Origin of the sequence: Candidatus Absconditicoccus praedator, from assembly GCF_021057185.1 — a bacterium.
Classification (GTDB): domain Bacteria; phylum Patescibacteriota; class Gracilibacteria; order Absconditabacterales; family Absconditicoccaceae; genus Absconditicoccus; species Absconditicoccus praedator.
Map to the genome: position 1 here is coordinate 821,889 of NZ_CP054059.1, position 19,108 is coordinate 840,996.

A 19,108-nucleotide genomic window follows, 5' to 3' on the forward strand; every position below is an offset into this window, starting at 1 on the left:
TTGATATATAGGTAATTTTTCAAATATTTTATCATTAAATTATAAATAATGAAAAGAGTTCTTACATGAATAAAGCCAACTGCAGAAAATCTTCATTTATGAAATTATTTTGGATCTATTAAATATATGTTGGAATTTCAACAAAGTTGAGAATATGATAACTTTATGTTTTTGGCAAATATGCATACTCTTACTCAATTGCATAATTCAGAAGATATTAAAAAAAATACACTAAATCTTATAAGAACATATTTGGCAAGTTGACTTGATCCTCAAAAAACAACTATTTTCAATCCCGCCAAAATCCCTGCTCATGCACAATTAAACTGGGTGCTTTCTTGTGTTACAAATATCTGATATATGAAAAGAATGCATGCATACAAGGATGCATTAGCTAAAAATACTGAAGAAAACATAACAGTATGAACATTTTGTTATCCAATATTGATGGCTGCTGATATTATTTTGTATGATGTGGATTATGTACCGGTATGAAAAGATCAAAAACAGCATGTAGAGTATGCAAGAGATATTGCAGCTAGGTTCAATAATATTTTCAAACCAGATTTTTTCAAGCTACCTAATCCTTGGATACAGCAATCACTTGCTACTATACCTTGAATAGATTGAAGAAAAATGTCAAAATCTTACAACAATTATATATGACTTTTTGATGATGATAAAACAATATTTAAGAAAACAAGGGCTATTCCAACTGCAAGTATCCCGGTGCAAGAGCCTAAGAATCCTGATGAATGTAATGTTTATAATATTTTGAAGTTGTTTTTATCTGATGATGAAGATAAGAATATAAGAGAAGGTTATGAAAAATGATGACTTTCATTTAAAGAAGTCAAAGATTTGCTTTATGAGAAATTAGTTGAGTTTATTTGACCAATAAGATATAAGTCTAGTGAAATTTCAGATGAAGAAATTTTAAATATTTTGGATCAATGAACCAACAAAGCTGCTGAAATTTCTTCGAAAAAGATGTTAGAGATAAATAGATTGGTTTGATTTGATTTTTAAAAATACGGTTTAGTTTTATTGATTTTTAATGTCTTGAATTTTTTAATTAATTTTTAGTAAATATATATTAGACCTTTTCCAAAATTTGACAAAAATTAAGTATTAATTATACTTTTATATTATAAATATAAATTATAAAAAATGAAAAATGGTAGAAGATAGAGAAAATAGAGAACTTATAGATGAAGAAACGCAACAAAGAAGACACCAAGAAACCAAAAATGCTGCAATAAAAGCAATATTTTATAGTTTTGAGGAATTTAGAGAAACTAGGGGATTTTCTGCAACAACTAGTATATGAAGTATGTTTAATCAATTTTTAGTTTTTTTGAAAGACAAAAACAAAGTAAGTATTATAGATAATCTAAAATCAGCACTTTGAAAGGAAGAATTAACTTTTGATGATATAAAAGATTTGTATCTGCCATGAAAATGGACTCTTGAACAGATTTTAAAAAGTAAGCTTGAAGAAAGATTTACCAAAGAATCTAAAAAGGCAATAGTAGATTCTTTTTTGGATCAATCAATTTTTTTAATAGAAAACTTGAAAGATACTAACTGAAATAATATATTTAAAAATTCTGATAAGTCGACTTTTGAAAAATATTGTTATAAAAACTTTGAAAATTTAACATCTTTTAAAAATGCTTTAAAGCAATTTCTAAACAGTGAAGATGTGAATCTTTCATTAGAAAATAAAAAATTGTTTTTGAAAAATCTTAATGTTTCAAATGAAGCAATTTTAAAAAAGTTTGGAGGATATGATACTACATTTGAAAATATACTTGAAAAGTCAATTTCTTCTCAAAGTAGAGATATGGTAGAGCTTGTTGAGTGATTGTTGCAGTTGGAAAGCACAGCATATATAGATCAAATAGTAGGAGACTTGGAAGATGTGTCATATCACTTGAGATATTGATATGATTTGAATATTTGAAAGGTATTTGATGGTACACCATTGCCAAAAAAAGAAAAATCATTTTTTTTAAATAAATCTTCACTTTTCCCATCTGGATTCAACATAAACAAAATTTTTGCAGACAAAGATAATAAAAAAATTATTTTGATGAACCTTATTGTTTTATATAAAGAATACCAAAAAATAAATTCGGAACAATATGAGTCATTGAAACAATTGCTAGTTGAGTGAAAAAGCTTTAATGAACTTACACAAGATAATCAAAAAATTCTAATAGATCTTGTATTTCAAAATTCTATAGAAAATAAACTTGGATTAATTAAAGATTTGTATAATTTTGAAAGTGTTTCAGAAATGAGTCAACATGTTCAAGATTTTCTAAATCCTAAAAAACAAGATTTTTTTGTAAATATCTGATGAGAAACCAAAAAGCTTAGAATGTCAAAAAATTATTTTGTTACTTGAAATGGTTTTGAAAATCCTTTAGATATTAGTGACTGGAAACTTTGAATTGATTTTTCTATAAATAAAGAAGAAAGTGATGAAGAGTTTGTGGACTTAATAAGAAAAATTAATTGATGAATAGATGATAGATTGAGTAATGATAGTATTATTTATATTATTAATTTTCTTGCTTGAGTGGAAAAACTTAAGAGTGAGTGATTTCCAGATGAAGTAATTGAAGAAGCAAATCAAATCTATTTAGAAAATGCAAGTTGAGTAGAAAAGATAAGAGAAAGATTTGAAAAGGATTTATCTTCTATAAGATTTAAAAAAAATTTATGACAAAAAGTTTGATTTGATTCAAATTGATACTTTTCATTTGATGTAGATTATTTGAAACAACAAACTTGAGTAAGTGTGATATCTAATGAATCTTGAATATTTTTTAAGGTTGATGAGTCAGATTGATATCTTAGTGAAGATGAATTTAGAAATGAATTTCCAGAAAAATATAAAATTCTTTCTTCTTTTGTAAGACTTCATAGTCAGCATAAAAGGCATTATAAGTGTTTGTTTGCATTATGATTTTGAAATTGAATAGATATTTGAGGTAAAAAGTTTTATTGATTTGATATTGTGGATTTAATAATTAGAAGAGAGCAGCTGTCACAACACTTTAAAAATAATCTTTTGGATAATTTTGCAGAAATTTTGTCAGAAAGATGAATTGATCCTACTATAATCACTAATACAAATGATGTTTTCTTGTATGATAAAAATTTTTGGGAAAGTTTAGAGAGAAATCTTTATGGTTCTTCTGATGATATAGCATGAGGTTTTGACGAGGAAAATTGAATTGCAGAGTCTGAACAGGAAATAGAGTTTGCACAAAGGTATGAAAATTTTAAAAAAATGTGGAAAGATTTTGAGTGAGATGAGTCTGCTGAGTTTGGAGAATGAGCAATGCTTATGATAAGAGTTTGAGAATCCAATTTTAAGTGATGATGAAATAACTGGGGTGTCTTAAAGATAAATTCAATTAGTAGACCACAATCAGAATATGATAAATGAAGTATTGAAATAAGATTGTGGTGCTCGGAAACCTGAGAAAACTATGATATACAAACAGAGTTTAATGATGAGCACTTAAGAAATATATTAAGACAAGATCCTGTATATGATTCTGTAATAAAAATGTCTGATGATTATTCTGTTAGAAAAAGAGAGTTTCTTGACTATGTGAAAAATCTTTCTGTGAAATCTGATTATAAGAGTTTGAAATCTACCAAAGATAAATGGATAAATATACAAGAGAAATCTTCTAAATTTGTAAATTCAACTACATGAGAAGAGATAAAATATGTATGAAAAGGTCATTCTGAATTTGATGAAAACGGAGAGCAAAAACCTTATGGTCTTTTATATAAAGTTGAATTTAATGATAATTTTGTAGTTGTTTCTGATAGAAACTGATGATCTAAATTTAATATGACATATCCAGAATTTTATGTTTTTTGTTCTGACAAGTCTTTGAATCCTTATACACAGGAACAGGCAGAAACACTTAATAAAAAATATTGAGATTCTCCAAGAGATAAATGATGATGGAATTTTTATTCAGTTGGGGCTGCTATTATGTCCTTCAAGTCTATAAAGGATAATTTTTCTCAAAAATGGAAAAGAACAGAAGAATTGGCATCTTCAAAACTATATTCTCAACTTCTTGATAATAAATTATCACATACATTTTTAAAATGACAAATTTTTGATGAGCTTAGGAATGAGGCTTTTTCAGAGTTTGATAGTAAGATTTGGAGCATAATAAGTGGTTATAAAGATGGTTTGAGTCGTGATTGAGGTGTTCATGACTCAAAAGTGGTTTGAGTTATAGAAAGCCAAGTTTTAAAAAAGAAAAATATTTATAAATCAAACCCATTAAAGGCTGCTGCATATTTTCTTTATGCTGTAGAAAACGGTGGATGACCTTATTTTAGAAAATTAAAGAAATATGCTTGACAATGAGTTTGGGTGGAGTCAATATTATGACCAGAGCATTTAGATATGTTTAAGACTCAATATAAAGCTCTTCTAGATGAAGCATCAAACAATCCTAGTAATTGAGAGATACTAAATAAACTTGCAAGAGCAGAGATAGAATATGTAGTTGATGTTACAAAGGAGAAAACATATAAATTTGGTTCTAATTATGGTTGAAAACTTGAGTCTGCAATGAACAATAATTTATTTAGTGTGGGTAAATCAAAGGAAATATATGAAGACCTGTCTAAAAAATCTGATTTTTCAACGGTGTTGGATGAATATTTATGACTTATGAAAGGTAACATGCCAGCCAAGCAAGTATGATGACTGAGAGCATTGTCAGAAAAAATTGATGATGAGAGTCAGTACTGAAAATGGTTTATGGCAATGCTTCTGCCAATATTATCTTGACAATCAACTTATTGATGGGATGCAAATTTAAAGTCAGAGTATCTAAAAATTGCTTGAACAAATGCTTTTCCTATGTGAATGTATATAAATGAAATGGACTGACCAGGTAAGGTTGTTAAGATTTTGGATCTTGTTTGTGAAAAAAGAAATATTACTTGAAAAGATAAATTTTCTGAGTTTGTATGATGGGATGAGAGTCATCTTTATTGAGAATGATTTTGAAGTAATTATGAAACTATGATAAATAAAATAATATCTTGGTGGGATAAGCACTGACAGGAAGTGATACCTCTTCTAAATCTTGAAAACATATCTCAAGAGGATTCTATTATAAAAGATATTTCTAGACTCTCAAATAGAGAATCTCCAACTGAAGAAGATAAAGCAAAAAAGAGCATACTAGAAGATTATAAAGAAAAAATAATAGATAAATGAAAAGATGCATCTTTTGATCAAATGGATCCTAATGAAGCAGTTCAATATAAAAAAGCTATATTTAACATGTCTCCAAAGGTTGTGGAAAAAACAATGCTTTCATTTAGAGGATGACAATTTCAAAATCTTTTGGGAAGATGATTGTGGAAAATATTAAACTGAAAACTTAGTTCTCTACTATCTCAGGATGATTCAGAAACTTTTGAGTTTGTGTTTTCAAAATACATTACTTGGTTTGCAGATAAGCATCATCCACAAAAATATGAGTTGATTCATATGTTTTTAAAAGAAAATAAAGAAAACCTTGAAGATGATATTAAGACAATGTTGGTGTCTACATTTGGTTGATATTACAATTTGCATGCAGATGTAGAGGAGTGACTTTCTAAATTTGCAAAATATTTTTCTAAAAATATTAATAGGATGGATAATGCTAAAAGAAAGTCATTTGTCAAAAAAACAATATGAGCAGATGCTTATGAAGAGTATGTTTCATGAGATTGAAGAAAAAAGGCAAAAGAAATATACTCAAGAGCAGAAACTCAAAAGAGAAAAATGTGATGACAGGTAGATGAGGATTTGCTGCTAGAACAAGACTTAATTTAGTTTATAATCATACAAGAAGATGGATACAGCACAAGAAACAGCACAAGAATGAGGAGAGTTTGGTCTGAATATGATATTAGAAGCAGGTATACTTAGTTTTTTGGGAAAAATGCTATTAGCAATTATTGTTTTTGTAGTACTATTAATGATAGCAAAAGCAGTTTCTGCTTCTGTAAGGAACAGGGTTGTTGAAAATACTGTTGTAGATGATGATGAGTATTCAAAAAAAGTATGAGATCTTATAGGAACATTGACTTATTACACTTGAGTAGTTTTATCAATGTTTATAGGTCTTCAGATAGTTTGATTTGATATATGAATTTTGCTTGGATGAATATCAGTAGGTTTGTGATTTGCATTCAAGGAAGTTTTGGGTAATTTGTTGGCGTGAGTTTTGATACTTACTACCAAAGAGTTTAAGCTGGGAGACAATATAGAAATTCAAGGTTCAAATAATTATTTTTGAACAATTGAAGAAATAACTATGAGATATACAGTCTTGAGAGGGCTTGACTTGAGAAGAACAGTAATGCCAAATCTTGAACTTATTACCAATCCTGTTATGACATTTACATCAGAAGATTTATTGAAATTGAATACTACTGTAATTGTATGATACTGAACAGATCTTGATAGGGCATCTCAAATAGCTTTGGAAGCTGTAAACAATCTTGAAGTTGTTAAAAATAAAGATGAAAATAAAACAATGATAACTAATTTAAAAGATAGTGATTTTGGTACTAACTGAGTAGAGATAAAAGTAATTTTCCATGTAGAACCATGAGGTGACGTAAAAGGTCCTTGATGACCAATTTCTCAGGCCAATAAAGCTATATATAATGCATTTATAGAAAATTGAATTAATATTCCTTATCCTCATACAAGTATCACTGTTGATAAAAATGACAAAAACCTTCTTGGTAGTGCTATGTATGTTATTAATAAATCAAGAAATAGTTAGAGATCACTTTTAAAATAGAAAATTTTAGCTTTTAATTTAATAAAAAGAAAAAGTTTTTTCTTTCAAAAACATAATTGTCTACTATGATTGCACCTTCTTTATGGTCTGTTTGTATTGTGCATAAATTATACTAAAGACTCTAATTAGAAAATGCTGTAAAAATTATATAAATAGTTTTTTACTAAAATTAAAAAAATTTTTATTGTTTGAATGTAATTATTATTTGATGTATTATTATAATTTACTGAATAAATATGCTGTGATTATTCATAAAATAAACATTAGTAAGTTTATTATGGTTGGTTGTTCTATAGCTTCATTTGGAAATATTGAATAAAGACTTCATAGGATTAGTCATACAATAAAAGTATATGTAATATCTTTATGGTTTTCAAATAGATATTTTATCAATCTCACTATTGTAAGAATTCATAATATAGCTCAAACTCATATAATTAAGATTCATTCTAATATAAAGTTTTCTACTATATGTATGATATTATAATACTCTCATATAATAATCAACAACATAGATCCAGAAAATCATGGTATAATCATCGCTGAAGCAGCTATCATTCAGCTTATTAGAAGTTTTATTCAATATAAAAAATCAATATTTATTGTGTTTTGATTTTCAACTGTTTCGGTATTAAGTCAAATATTTAAAAATAACACTATTAATATTGCAAAAACCAGTAAGAAAAAATTTTGTAACGAAACTTTTTTATTTGAGATTTGCTTAATTAAAAATGGAACAGATCATAATACAAGTCAAAAAAATATTAAACTTACTTGTGTTTCATATTGTTCTAGTAAAAATCATAATACTTTTGCAAAAATAAATATTCATATAATAGCTCCTATAAATATATTAAATAAAAATAAAAAATCTTTTTTTGAAAAAGTTTTTAAAAAATTCCATATTGAATTTATAAGTTTTTCATAGATTCAAAAAATAACAGCTAGAGTTCATCATGATAGTCATGGTACTATATTTGCTATTCAAATGAAAAATCATTTTATAAAAGTTTTTATTGCATTCATAAAATATATTGTTAAACTTAAATAAGTAACTTTATAAAAATAAAAATAAAAAAATCAACAATATAAATAGTATTTTATTATAAAAGTCAACTATTTGCAGTAAATACATTTTTATAATTTTGACAAAAAATTTTTTTTTTGTAAAATATATTTATTGAACTATTTAAATAAAAACAAAAATCACAATAAAATGAATCAAGTAAAACTTCAAGATTTATGAAGAAAAAAAACATCAAAAATTAAAGAAAGTAATTATAACTCAAAAAAAACCAAGACTACTTATTCAAGATGAAAATCAAAATTTAACTTTTTTTCAATATTTGGTGAACTTTTTAGGTTTTCTATTGTTTTGTCTGTAGTTACAATATGATGAATAATCTTTGTAAACATGAATCTTTTTTATTATACCTTTAAGGAAACTTTTTTTTCTCATGAAATTTATGCTGGTGATTCTTCTTTTGCTACTGTAGAAGACTTTTCAAGTTTTAATCAACCAGAAAAATCTGAAAACAATTCATCTAATATTCAAGATCAAGATAAAGTACAGGATGATAGTTTTAGTGGGATAGAAGATGAAAAAATCCGCTGAATGGTAGAAGATTGACTTTCACAGGTAGATTCTGAAGATAATATAGAAAACAGAAAAAATATGAAAGATATTTTAAGGACAAATTTTAATGACTATTCTTTTGATTTTAATCTAAATCCGCCTGATAATAGAATAATAATTCCTTCTATATGAGTAGATGCTCCTATTGTAGATGTTGATTATGTAAATCCTCAAAAAATGGCAGAAGCTAATTTTGAAGAAGAATTATATGATGGTGTAGTGAAATATCCTTTTACACCTTCTCCTGAAGATGATTGAAATATGTTTGTTTTTTGACATACAAGTTATTATCGGTGGAGAGATAATGATTATTGAGAAGTTTTCGCAAGAATACCAAGATTGGATGATGGTGATAAAATAAAAGTCCTTTGGTGATGAAATCTTTATAAGTATGAAGTTGTTACAAAGGCAATAAGACGGCCAGCTGAAGTATGAGATTTTTATGAAGAGCATAGAGATTGAAATTATATAACATTGATGTGATGTTATCCTATTTGATCAAATGCTCAAAGAATCTTGGTTATGGCAAAACAATTAGAAGAAGTAGAAAGTGATGAAATTGTCTTTAAAAATTAAAAATAAAAATGAAGTATTTGTTGCTTATATGCTTATTATTAGTTTCTTTTTCAGTTAGTGCAAATCAGTCTGATAATATAGATAAGGTGGATTGACTTACTGGAGAAGTATCAGATATGAATGTAGATGATCTAATAGAAGAAGAATCTTTTTGAGATACTACAAATCCAATAGAAAGCTTTAGGGAGTCTCAATTTGAAGCTATAGCCCCTTTATTGCAATCAAATTGAAATTGAGCAAGATTGGATACTCAAAAAGCTCAGGATAGATTAAATGAGCTAAATTCTAGTTTTGAGCATGTTATATCTGATATCGAGTCTGTGCAAGCAAGAAAAGATAGAATTCAGTCAAGATATGAAGATATAAGAAATTGAATTATAAATATAATTAGAACTTCAAGAGAAACTAAGCATAATATAAAACAAAGAATTTCGGCGGTAAGAGAACTAACTTATAGGATAAATAAGCTAGAAAAAAGAGTTGATTTTTTAAGGAATGAAATAGGTCAAACTAAAGAAGAATTGGCTTCAAACATATCAGTTTTGTATAGAATTAATAATGATTATTACTGATCTTCTGGGCAAATTGATAGTATAAGACTCTTAGCAAACACTGATAATATAGCATCTAGTCTTTCATCTGAGGATGTTATGAAGTCTATGATGTATCATACAGATGATTTGATGGAGTTGTTGTGAGATAGAAAAAAAGCCTATGAAGAAACGGTTGGTAGATATAATGATTACAGAACAAGATATAGAAAAGAAGTTCAAAATTATAAATGAAAAATAGAAGAATATGAGCAACAAAAAGAAAACCTTAAAAAGATAGTAGATTTTCTACAAGAAGATAGAGAGTATACACAAGAAGAATTTCAAGATCTTGTAGATCAAAAGGAAGCAGTGAAAAATAGAATTTCTCTAATAAAAAATTATGAATCATCTATGAGTAATGAAGCCTTGTCAGTATCTGGTGTTGATTTATCAAAACTTTATGAAAACTCTGAAAGACCAGATGAATGAAATTTTTTCTCTTGGCCTGTGTTGCCAGTAGAAAGATTTTCAGCTTTTTTTGAAGATGATGATTATAAGGAAGTTCATTGAACAGATCATAATGCAATAGATGTGGTTGTTGAACAATGAACAGAAGTTTATGCACCTGCAAACTGAGTTGTTTATAAAGTAGTTAACCAGGATGGTCCGTGATTGAATTGGTTTGTAATGGCCCATAAGCATTGATATATAACTGTATATTTACATATGCAAGATATATTTGTGCAAAAATGAGATTATGTTGATAGATGAGAGTTGATATGACTAACAGGTTGAACTCCATGAACAAGGTGAGCCTGACTTCTAAGTAGTTGACCTCATCTGCATTTTGAAGTTATACAAGATGGTGAGTATATAGATCCTTTGGAAGTTTTGGATCTAAGTGTTGTTAAAGATAGAAGAGCACTTCCTAAGGAATACCAAGTAAAGTATATGGAGGATAGGCTTTCAAGAAGTTATGATATGTCAGGTATTAGTTATGCATCTTGAGACACTGTGGAAGAAAGGAGAAAAGATTATCTTGCAAGAAATGCAATATGACCTTACTCTGATGTTGAGCTTTGGGAGGCAGCATCTCAATGAACAGATGTTGATATAGATTTTGGTATATGTATAGCTGCTGCAGAAAGTGGTCTTTGAAGAAATATGACTACAGAATGGAATGTATGAAATGTATGAAATAATGATAGGTGAGATAGAATTGGTTATGATACTCCAGCTCAATGAGCAAGAATGATATATCTAACACTGGTGAATAGTTTTTTATGACATCATAATACTATAGACAAGCTGTCTAGATGGTGAAATAAAGATTGATCTATATATGCTAGTAGTCCTAAAAATTGGCAAAAAAATGTTTCAAGATGTTTATCAAGTATTAAATGATACTGGGTGCCAGAGGATTACCCTTTTAGGAAAGCAACCCAAATGGATGATATTGCTGCAAGATAACTCATTTTCTTATTGAATTTTTTTGAAATAAAATTATACTGAAAACTAATTTAAAATTATAATTTTTTTATGGTAGATAAAGTTGTATTGTGGGCAGAACAACTTGGAAAAAAATTGGCACAATTTTTTGACTTTTCTTCAGTAAAAAAAGATGAATATCTAGTATATAAGATAAAACCTTTTAAAGAGGCAGAAAATAGTATTACATACTGGGAGTGATTTGTTGATAATTTTGTGTGACTAAAATGAAAAATATATTTTGTGATAGAATGAAACAAAAAGTCTATTCAAAATTATGCTATAGTACCACCAGAACTGCAAGATTTGTTTGAAAGTAGTTTTTATTCTTACTTTGCAGATTCTGAAAGTTTTCAAGTAGATAAGAAAATCCATATAGATAATATTAGGTATATAAATTTTGGTTTTGAAAAATTTTATACAAGACAGGATTTTACAAAAGATTGAGTTTACTTAGACCCTTTGAAAAGTATATATTGAGTTTTTTATAATATTAAAGAAGAAGACTGAAAACTTAATTTAATTTTTGGATATGATTTAAGTGTAAAAGATTGACTTTGTTGAAAAATTAAAAAATTATTTTTAAAAGTATGATTTTTGAATCAACCAGAAGAGCAAGACGAATCAAAAAACAAAGAAAAAATATGATTTTTTATTTGATTAAATCATAACTTTAAAAACTCAGAGCATAAATCACTGAAAAATCTTACTTCTGTACTGGATTCATTAGGAGAATGATGAAAATCAAAAATAACATCAAGGAAGAAAGTATTTAAGCTTGATATAGAACAAATTTCTAATTTTTTTCATTTGCCTTCTAGTAATTATGTTATTAAAAATTTAGACTATTTAGAATTTAGAAAACTTCCTTTTCCGCCCAATGTACCAACTCTAAATAATACAGATAAAAACAATATCACATTACTTTGATACACCGACTATAAAAATGAGTCTTCAAAGTTTGGTATTAAAAATGAAGACAAGTTTAAACATATGTATGTGATTTGAAAAACTTGAATGTGAAAATCTACACTTCTTTCAAATATGATTAGAAGTGATTTTGTTAGTAATAAGTGAACCGCAGTGATAGATCCACACTGAGATTTAGTGGAAACTTTATTGCAGTATGTACCTTCTTGGAGAAGTAATAATGTTGTACTATTTGATGTTACTGACTATGAGTATCCTATAGGTTTTAATATACTTCAATATCAAACAGAAGAAGAAAAAAATTTAGTTGTCAGTGGTATAGTTAGTACATTCAAAAAATTATATTGAGATAGTTGGTGACCTAGACTTGAATATATATTAAGAAATGTTATTTTGTCTTTGGTGGAGTATCCAAATGCTACACTTTTGCACTTGATAAGGATTTTGAAAGATAAAAATTTTCAAGAAGAAGTGTTGGAGTATGTAAATGATCCAATAGTTCTAAAGTTTTGGAGAGAAGAATTTGATAAATGGCAAGATAAATTTAAGGATGAAGCTATAGCTCCAATAGTTAACAAAGTTTGACAGTTCTTATCTTCTCCTATAATAAGAAATATTTTTGGTCAACCTCAAACATCCTTGAATTTTAGAAAAATAATGGATGAATGAAAAATACTGCTTATAAATCTTAGTAAATGAAAAATATGAGAAGATAATGCAAACATGATTGGTTCTTTTATAGTTACGAAGTTTCAAATTGATTCAATGTCTCGTGCTGATCTTGCTTTTGAAGATAGAAATGATTTTTATTTGTATATAGATGAGTTTCAAAATTTTGCTACTGAAAGTTTTGAAAGTATTCTTTCAGAAGCAAGGAAGTATAAACTTTCTTTGGTTGTAGCAAATCAATATATTTCTCAAATAGATGAAAAGATAAAAAATGCTATATTTGGTAATGTAGGTACTATAATTAGCTTTTGACTTGGTTATGATGATAGTAAAATAATATCAGACCAGTTTAAAAATATTATAACTCCTCAAGAAATTATTTCATTACCTAAGTTTAAGGCCTATGCAAAGCTTGCAATTGATTGAGTTACATATGATCCTTTTAGTATGGAAACATTCCCTCTTCCTAAGCCACAACAGTGAGAAGATACAAAACAAAAAATAATAAAACAATCAAGACAAAGATATTGAAAAGAAAAAGAAAAACTTGAAGCATATATTAAACAGTGGTCTGATAAATCTTTTTCTAAAACAGAAAAGGCAGTAGAAAAAGCAAAGAAAATGTCCTCATCACAAAATAATAAAGAAAACAAACCTACAAAATCAAATAATGATGAAAATGTTTGAATAGAGCTTTGACAGTGGTTTGATGGTATAGTAAAACTAAAATATAATTATTGAGTATTTGTGATAGTTTGAGAAAATGAGTGATTGCTTCATAAAAAAAAGATATCTGTACCAGACTGAGTAAGGTGGAAAGACTTGTATCAGATTTGAGATCCTATAAAAGTAAAAGCAGAAGATTATAAAGAAGTGGATTGAGAGCAAAAGATAGTTTGGACACAACTTGATTAATCTTGTTGAAAATTTTTTGTGTTTTATTATAACATTTGTTAGTTTATAATTAATAAAGTTTATGCAAGAGTTTTTAAAAAGACAAAAGAAACTAGTATTATATATTTCTTTTTTTATGTTTTTTTTTATTGTTTTTTTGATTTCTTTTTGGTATTACAAAGAAAATTATATTCAATTGACAACTAGTTCAATATTTTCAAGCTACTATTATGATGTAAAGTGAAGCTTATTAGAAATTGATTGAAAAAAATTTTCTGATATAAATAAGAACCAATTCAACCATGATGAATTTTATGATTTTTTTCAAGAATGGTGACTTGATACAAATAAATTTGATAGATTTTTCGCAAATATCAAGCTATTAAAAAAGGAATATGAGTCTGCTGAGTCAATTCTACCAGAGCTTTTGTGGGAAGATTTTTTTAATTTATGAAATATTGTTTTTTTGGAATCTTATGAGAAATTAATTGAAAATGATAACAAAGTTAGTGATTTTTATAAAATACATGATTCATTTGATCAAGCGATAAGATTTTATAATCAGTCAGCTCAAATCTTATGAGATCCAACTGCTAGATGAGCAGAAAAGATTATAGAAAATAGAGTAAGTGTATATAATTTTAGGTTTTTGTTGTGAATAAAGATATGTGCAGAAATATTTTCTATGGCATTGGAAAGAATAGACTCTCTAATAGATAGAGTTGATAATATACTACAGCAGTTTATTAAACAAACTGAAAAAATAGAAGATCGGAAAGATGAAATTACTGATAATACTTTGAAAGAATGTTTGAATGATTACTATGATTCATTGATAATTTCTTATGAAAATGTGCTTGGCATAAGAAGTTTGTTGTTGGAGTATGAAGAGTGAGCATTATCAAGGTTGGAAAAATGAATAGAAAATCCATATATGTGTGTAAGCAACTCAAAAGACTATTATGAAAGGCTTTCATCTGCTTTTACTCAAATAGAGGACTCCTTAGACTCTTACTCTGAAATGAATTGACTTTTATTAGAGATTCTTGAGGAAGAGGATAAAGATACATTAAGAAATTTTTGTGAATCTTCTGATGAGTATTCAGAATACACTCAAGATGTTAATCAAGATTTGAATGAGTGACTTTGAGAGTTGGATGATATGCTTAATCCTGAAGATCAACAGCCTGTTCCACAACCAGAAGAACAAGAATGAGATCCATTTTTTGAGTATGATGAAGAGTGAGATATGTTTGAGCCGGATTGATTTGATGAAGATGGTTTCCCTTGAGCTTGAGAACCATATCATGAAGAAATTCCAGAAGATGAACAAGATGAGTTAAGAGATATGATAAGAGAAAATGCAGAAAGATGGATTGAAGAAATGTTATACCTTAGGTGAGAGGAATGATACAATCCTTCAGATTATTTGGACCAGTTTTTTGGAGAATTTTATGGTTGAGAAGAGTGATTTGGTTGATACGAGCTTGATATTAGGGAGGGTTGAGGTTTACAAGATTTTTATCAGGATGATTGATTTGCTCCAGATGAGTTTTAAAAATATATTAAAAAAATGGAATCTATAGATTTTTTCGATTTTCAGATACATCTTTATTGAGTTTTTTATTTTGTGAGTTTTGTGATTGGTTACTTGTTTTTTTATTGGATAGGTAAAAAATGATTTTTTAAAAAAGATAAAAAATTTCAAAGGTTTTTGGAAAAATGACTTGATGATTTGGCTTTGGCTTCAATACTTTGAGTTTTAGTCTGAGGTAGGCTTTGATATGTGTTGTTCTATGATTTGTGATATTTTATGGAAAACCCTTTGCATATATTTTTCTTGTGGCAGTGAGGTATGGCTTTTGTATGAGGAGTTATTTGAGTTATTTTATGATTTTTTTATATCAAAAGAAAATATTCTCTTAACTTTTCTCATCTTTTGTTGTTGTGAGATTTGGTGTTGATAATTTGAACATTATGAATTTTTTTGTGAAGGATATGAAATTTTCTAAATCAAGAACTTTACTGAAAACCTGTGAAAGATTTGCCATTTGTTTTGAATATAAATCTTTTGGAAAATGTTTGACTTTATTATACTTATGATAGAGTTGATGATAAAATTAGGGTAAATACCAATATTATAGAGGCTATACTTGAGGGTTTGGTGCTTTTTATAGCTTTCTTGATAATATTTTTCAAAAAATATGTAAAAAATAATTTTAAACCTTGATTTATAGTGGCTTTATTTTTGATTTTTTATTCTATTTTTAGGTTTTTTGCTGAATTTCTAAGAGATGAAAGTATGGTTGATTATGTTTGGATTTTTACAAGCAGTCAGTGGTTTATGTTTTTGTTTTTCTTTTCATGATTATGGATTTGGATATATTTGCTCAAAGATTTAAAAAAATAAATTTGACAAAACAATCCGAAAACAATAAAATATTACCAACTTTATACTAAATAAAAAATATGAAAATAAAAAAAATATTGTTAATTTTGATGGGAGTGTTTTTGTTGTCATTTTCTATAAGTGAAGATGTTGTACCTTCCTATGAGTTTTGAGTATGAAGATCTTCTGATTTACAAGAAATTTTTGAAAAACAAGCTGTATCATATAAGGATATGACCAAGATTATTTATTTATCAAAATGATATGATTGTAAAATTCCACCAAAAGAATGGAAAAACAAACTTAGTAAATCATGGTATGATTCTTATTCTGTAATAAACAACAAAGAATACAATTTTGATATAGAAAATAAAGAATACTATTGTTTTGGGTATCCTCTTTATAGATGATATTTAGATTCTTTTTTCTCAGAAGACCAAAATATTTCTAACAATATTCATTATAAAAATCTTGTTTCTTTTGTTTATCAAGTCTTGAAAGATAAATCAGATGTATATCAAAAAATAGAGTGACTTGATTCTAATGATGATCTAAGAAACTGTCTGGAAAGCTGATGTAACTTGAAAAATTTTGATGCTACTTGAAATAATTATTTTGATAAATGACTGATTATTTTGGATAATCTAGGTATTGTTGAGTCTTCTTTATCTATAGTTGAAAATATAAATTCAAATGTGTCATGAGAAAAACTTTTTGATGTAGCGGTAGGTATAAGAGAGGTTTCATGAAGTTCGCTGGATACAGATTATAGTGGTGATGGAGTGTTGAATCATAATGATAATTGTCCATATCATTACAATCCAAATCAACAAGATACCAGTGGTGATTGAGTTTGAGATGTATGTTCTTCAGATATAGATTGAGATTGAAATTTGAATCCAATATGAATCGTAAATAATCAGTGAAATATCAATTTTGACAAAAAATACATAGCAGGAGCTTGATATTTTTTGGAAGACTGACAGTTGTGTAAAAATTATGTATGAGATGTACAAAGAATTGAGCCAGAGCAAAATTGTTTTGATATTGATACTAAAATTTGAACAGAGAGTAGTTTTAACTGATATAATGAAGAATGAGTTGGTGTAACTTCCTCATCAATTAGTTCAGATGATGGAATTTTATATATTTATGATGGTAGTATTGAAATTGAATATGAAGATGATGTGGTTTTTGCAATGAGTAATCAACGACCTTTGCAACCTGATAATATGTACTTTTCAGATTTTGATGAAAATGTTATAGTTTGATATGATTGATTTGAGTTTGATGAGATTCAGGAAATCAATTGGTTTTTGGACTGAGAAAAGATTATAGAAGATAAAAGGATGTTTAGAAAAAACTTTGATGATGTTTGAAAAAAAACTATTTGAATAGAGGTTGTTACATCAGATTGAGTTAATTTTTTTGAATTTGATATGCTTGTGCAAAATGTATGAGAAAAATGAAATTATGAACCATTTGAAATAGACGTGGATGAGGTGTCTTGATATCATCTTTCTATTGATGCAGATAATCAATCTATAACTCAATGAGATACGATAAATTTTCAAGTAAATACAAATTTTGAATATGATGAGATTGAATGGGATTTTGGTGATGGTAGTTATTGATACTGAACTAGTGTTGAAAATGTTTATTCTGATGCAGGTAAATTTAATGTTGTAGCAAGATGAAAGGTTGATGGTGAATATGTTTCTAGCGCTTTAATAAATGTTTTTGTTGAATCAGAAAAAAAATATTCTTCTTTACAGATAAGCTGTGAAAGGTCAACTTGAATTGTAGAATGTAATGCATTTTGAGAAAATGTAGATGAAGTGGTTTGGAGATATGATAATGTTGAAGAAGAAAAAGATATCCATGATAGTTTTGTGCTGGAATGAAATGCTTATGAAGACTTTTCTTGACAAATATTGGCATTGTGAAAATATGATTGAGATCAGGTGGCAGAATCCAATTCCTTTATAGAAGAAAATTATCGTTCATATATATATATAAATGAAGATCAGGCAATAGTTTGAGAAAGATTTGATATAATGACTGATATGGGTGGTTTTGATCAAGATGATATAGATGTAGTAGAATGGAACCTTAATGGTGATTTTCGCGAAACAGATAGTGTAGATATATCTTGGATATTTGATGAGTATTGAGAAAAATATATCCAACAAAACATATATTTACAAGATGGTAGTGTATTGTCAAATAGTTTGAGTTTGTTTGTCCAAGAATCTTGACTTTGAGTCTCTCCTTTTCAAATACAGTCAGATTTGGTGTTGTCTACATTTTCATCAAATGTGTTTTCTCTTGATTTTGAAAATATTGATTATGATTATATAGATAAAATTAGGTGGGATTTTTGAGACAAAAATACTATAGTAGATGAAGATATATCAGAGGAAAGTATGGAAATAGAATATTGATATAATTTATGATGAAATTATGATTTGAAAGTTTTTGTATACACACAATCTTGAGATGTTTTAACAAGTTCAATAAATTTGTATGTGCAATGACAAGATTTTTGTGATGGTGATGTATCTCAACTAAGTTGTGATATGAGTGGTGATGGAGTGCCTGATTTATGTAGTAATGATATTTCTGGTGATTGATTTGAGAATGTAGATAATCTTATTGTGTCTGAGCCTGAAGAAAGAGATGATGATGGGAATTGTGTATATGAAGAAGAACATATAAATATTAATGCACTCAAACAACAAGCTGAAATGGCAAATAATTTCCAAGAATATGATGTTTGTCCTTTTGATGACAATCCAAATCAGACTCATTGAGTAGGTGATTGAATAGGAGATGAATGTAGGTGGTTGGCTGATATGTTGGATGATGTAGAAGAAAACTTTCATGAACCAGATTTCAACAATGAATTATATATAGATACTGTAAATGTATTGTCTTGTCCTGCTCATTATGCAGACTTTGAGTCAACATTATGGAGGTGAGATACTATAAGAGCTGTGTTGTATGATCAAGATTTGGAGAAAGTTTATTCGGTTTCCAATCTATTTGATTTGGATGAAGATGTAGGTGTATTGGCTCCAGATGTGTCTCCATAATATACTATGAAAAAAATAAATTTTTTTTATTTGCT

General features: G+C 27.5%; 10 protein-coding genes. 9 read left to right on the forward strand and 1 reads right to left on the reverse strand.

Annotated elements, in window-relative coordinates; genetic code table 25:
- Window positions 1–48 precede the first annotated feature (48 nt).
- The 3 genes from trpS (at window position 49) to HLG78_RS04085 (ending at window position 6,845) form a co-directional block, all read left to right on the forward strand.
- Window positions 49–1,029: a tryptophan--tRNA ligase gene (gene trpS, locus HLG78_RS04075; RefSeq protein WP_231176343.1), complete on the forward strand. Its 981-nt coding sequence runs from the start codon at window positions 49–51 to the stop codon at window positions 1,027–1,029.
- Between the two features lie 148 nt (window positions 1,030–1,177).
- On the forward strand, window positions 1,178–5,884 hold the full coding sequence (locus HLG78_RS04080; protein WP_231176344.1) for a hypothetical protein: 4,707 nt from the start codon (window positions 1,178–1,180) through the stop codon (window positions 5,882–5,884).
- Between the two features lie 19 nt (window positions 5,885–5,903).
- Entirely contained in the window at window positions 5,904–6,845 is a 942-nt protein-coding gene (locus HLG78_RS04085; protein ID WP_231176345.1) for a mechanosensitive ion channel family protein, read from the forward strand.
- A 234-nt stretch (window positions 6,846–7,079) separates the two neighbouring features.
- Here HLG78_RS04085 and HLG78_RS04090 read toward each other — a convergent pair whose 3' ends face one another.
- Window positions 7,080–7,889, reverse strand: coding sequence for a DUF368 domain-containing protein (locus HLG78_RS04090; RefSeq protein ID WP_231176346.1), 810 nt, complete (start codon window positions 7,887–7,889; stop codon window positions 7,080–7,082).
- A 190-nt stretch (window positions 7,890–8,079) separates the two neighbouring features.
- On the opposite strand from HLG78_RS04090, the gene HLG78_RS04095 reads away from it, so the two are divergent.
- The 6 genes from HLG78_RS04095 to HLG78_RS05440 all read left to right on the forward strand — a co-directional run bounded on the left by HLG78_RS04095 (window position 8,080) and on the right by HLG78_RS05440 (window position 19,073).
- Window positions 8,080–9,075 (forward strand): sortase, encoded by a 996-nt coding sequence (locus HLG78_RS04095; RefSeq protein ID WP_231176351.1) that lies wholly within the window; start codon window positions 8,080–8,082, stop codon window positions 9,073–9,075.
- An 8-nt stretch (window positions 9,076–9,083) separates the two neighbouring features.
- Window positions 9,084–11,078 carry a murein hydrolase activator EnvC family protein gene (locus HLG78_RS04100; protein WP_231176354.1) on the forward strand — a complete coding sequence of 665 codons (1,995 nt, stop codon included), beginning with the start codon at window positions 9,084–9,086 and terminating at the stop codon, window positions 11,076–11,078.
- A 69-nt stretch (window positions 11,079–11,147) separates the two neighbouring features.
- Window positions 11,148–13,610 carry a helicase HerA domain-containing protein gene (locus HLG78_RS04105; RefSeq protein WP_231176357.1) on the forward strand — a complete coding sequence of 821 codons (2,463 nt, stop codon included), beginning with the start codon at window positions 11,148–11,150 and terminating at the stop codon, window positions 13,608–13,610.
- 115 nt (window positions 13,611–13,725) lie between these two features.
- Window positions 13,726–15,147, forward strand: coding sequence for a hypothetical protein (locus tag HLG78_RS04110; protein ID WP_231176359.1), 1,422 nt, complete (start codon window positions 13,726–13,728; stop codon window positions 15,145–15,147).
- A gap of 15 nt (window positions 15,148–15,162) precedes the next feature.
- A complete protein-coding gene (lgt, locus tag HLG78_RS04115) occupies window positions 15,163–15,999 on the forward strand; it encodes a prolipoprotein diacylglyceryl transferase (protein WP_231176361.1) in 837 nt (278 codons plus the stop codon).
- A gap of 59 nt (window positions 16,000–16,058) precedes the next feature.
- Complete coding sequence (locus HLG78_RS05440) at window positions 16,059–19,073, forward strand: PKD domain-containing protein (RefSeq protein WP_240006094.1); 3,015 nt, start codon at window positions 16,059–16,061, stop codon at window positions 19,071–19,073.
- The last annotated feature ends 35 nt before the right edge of the window (window positions 19,074–19,108 follow it).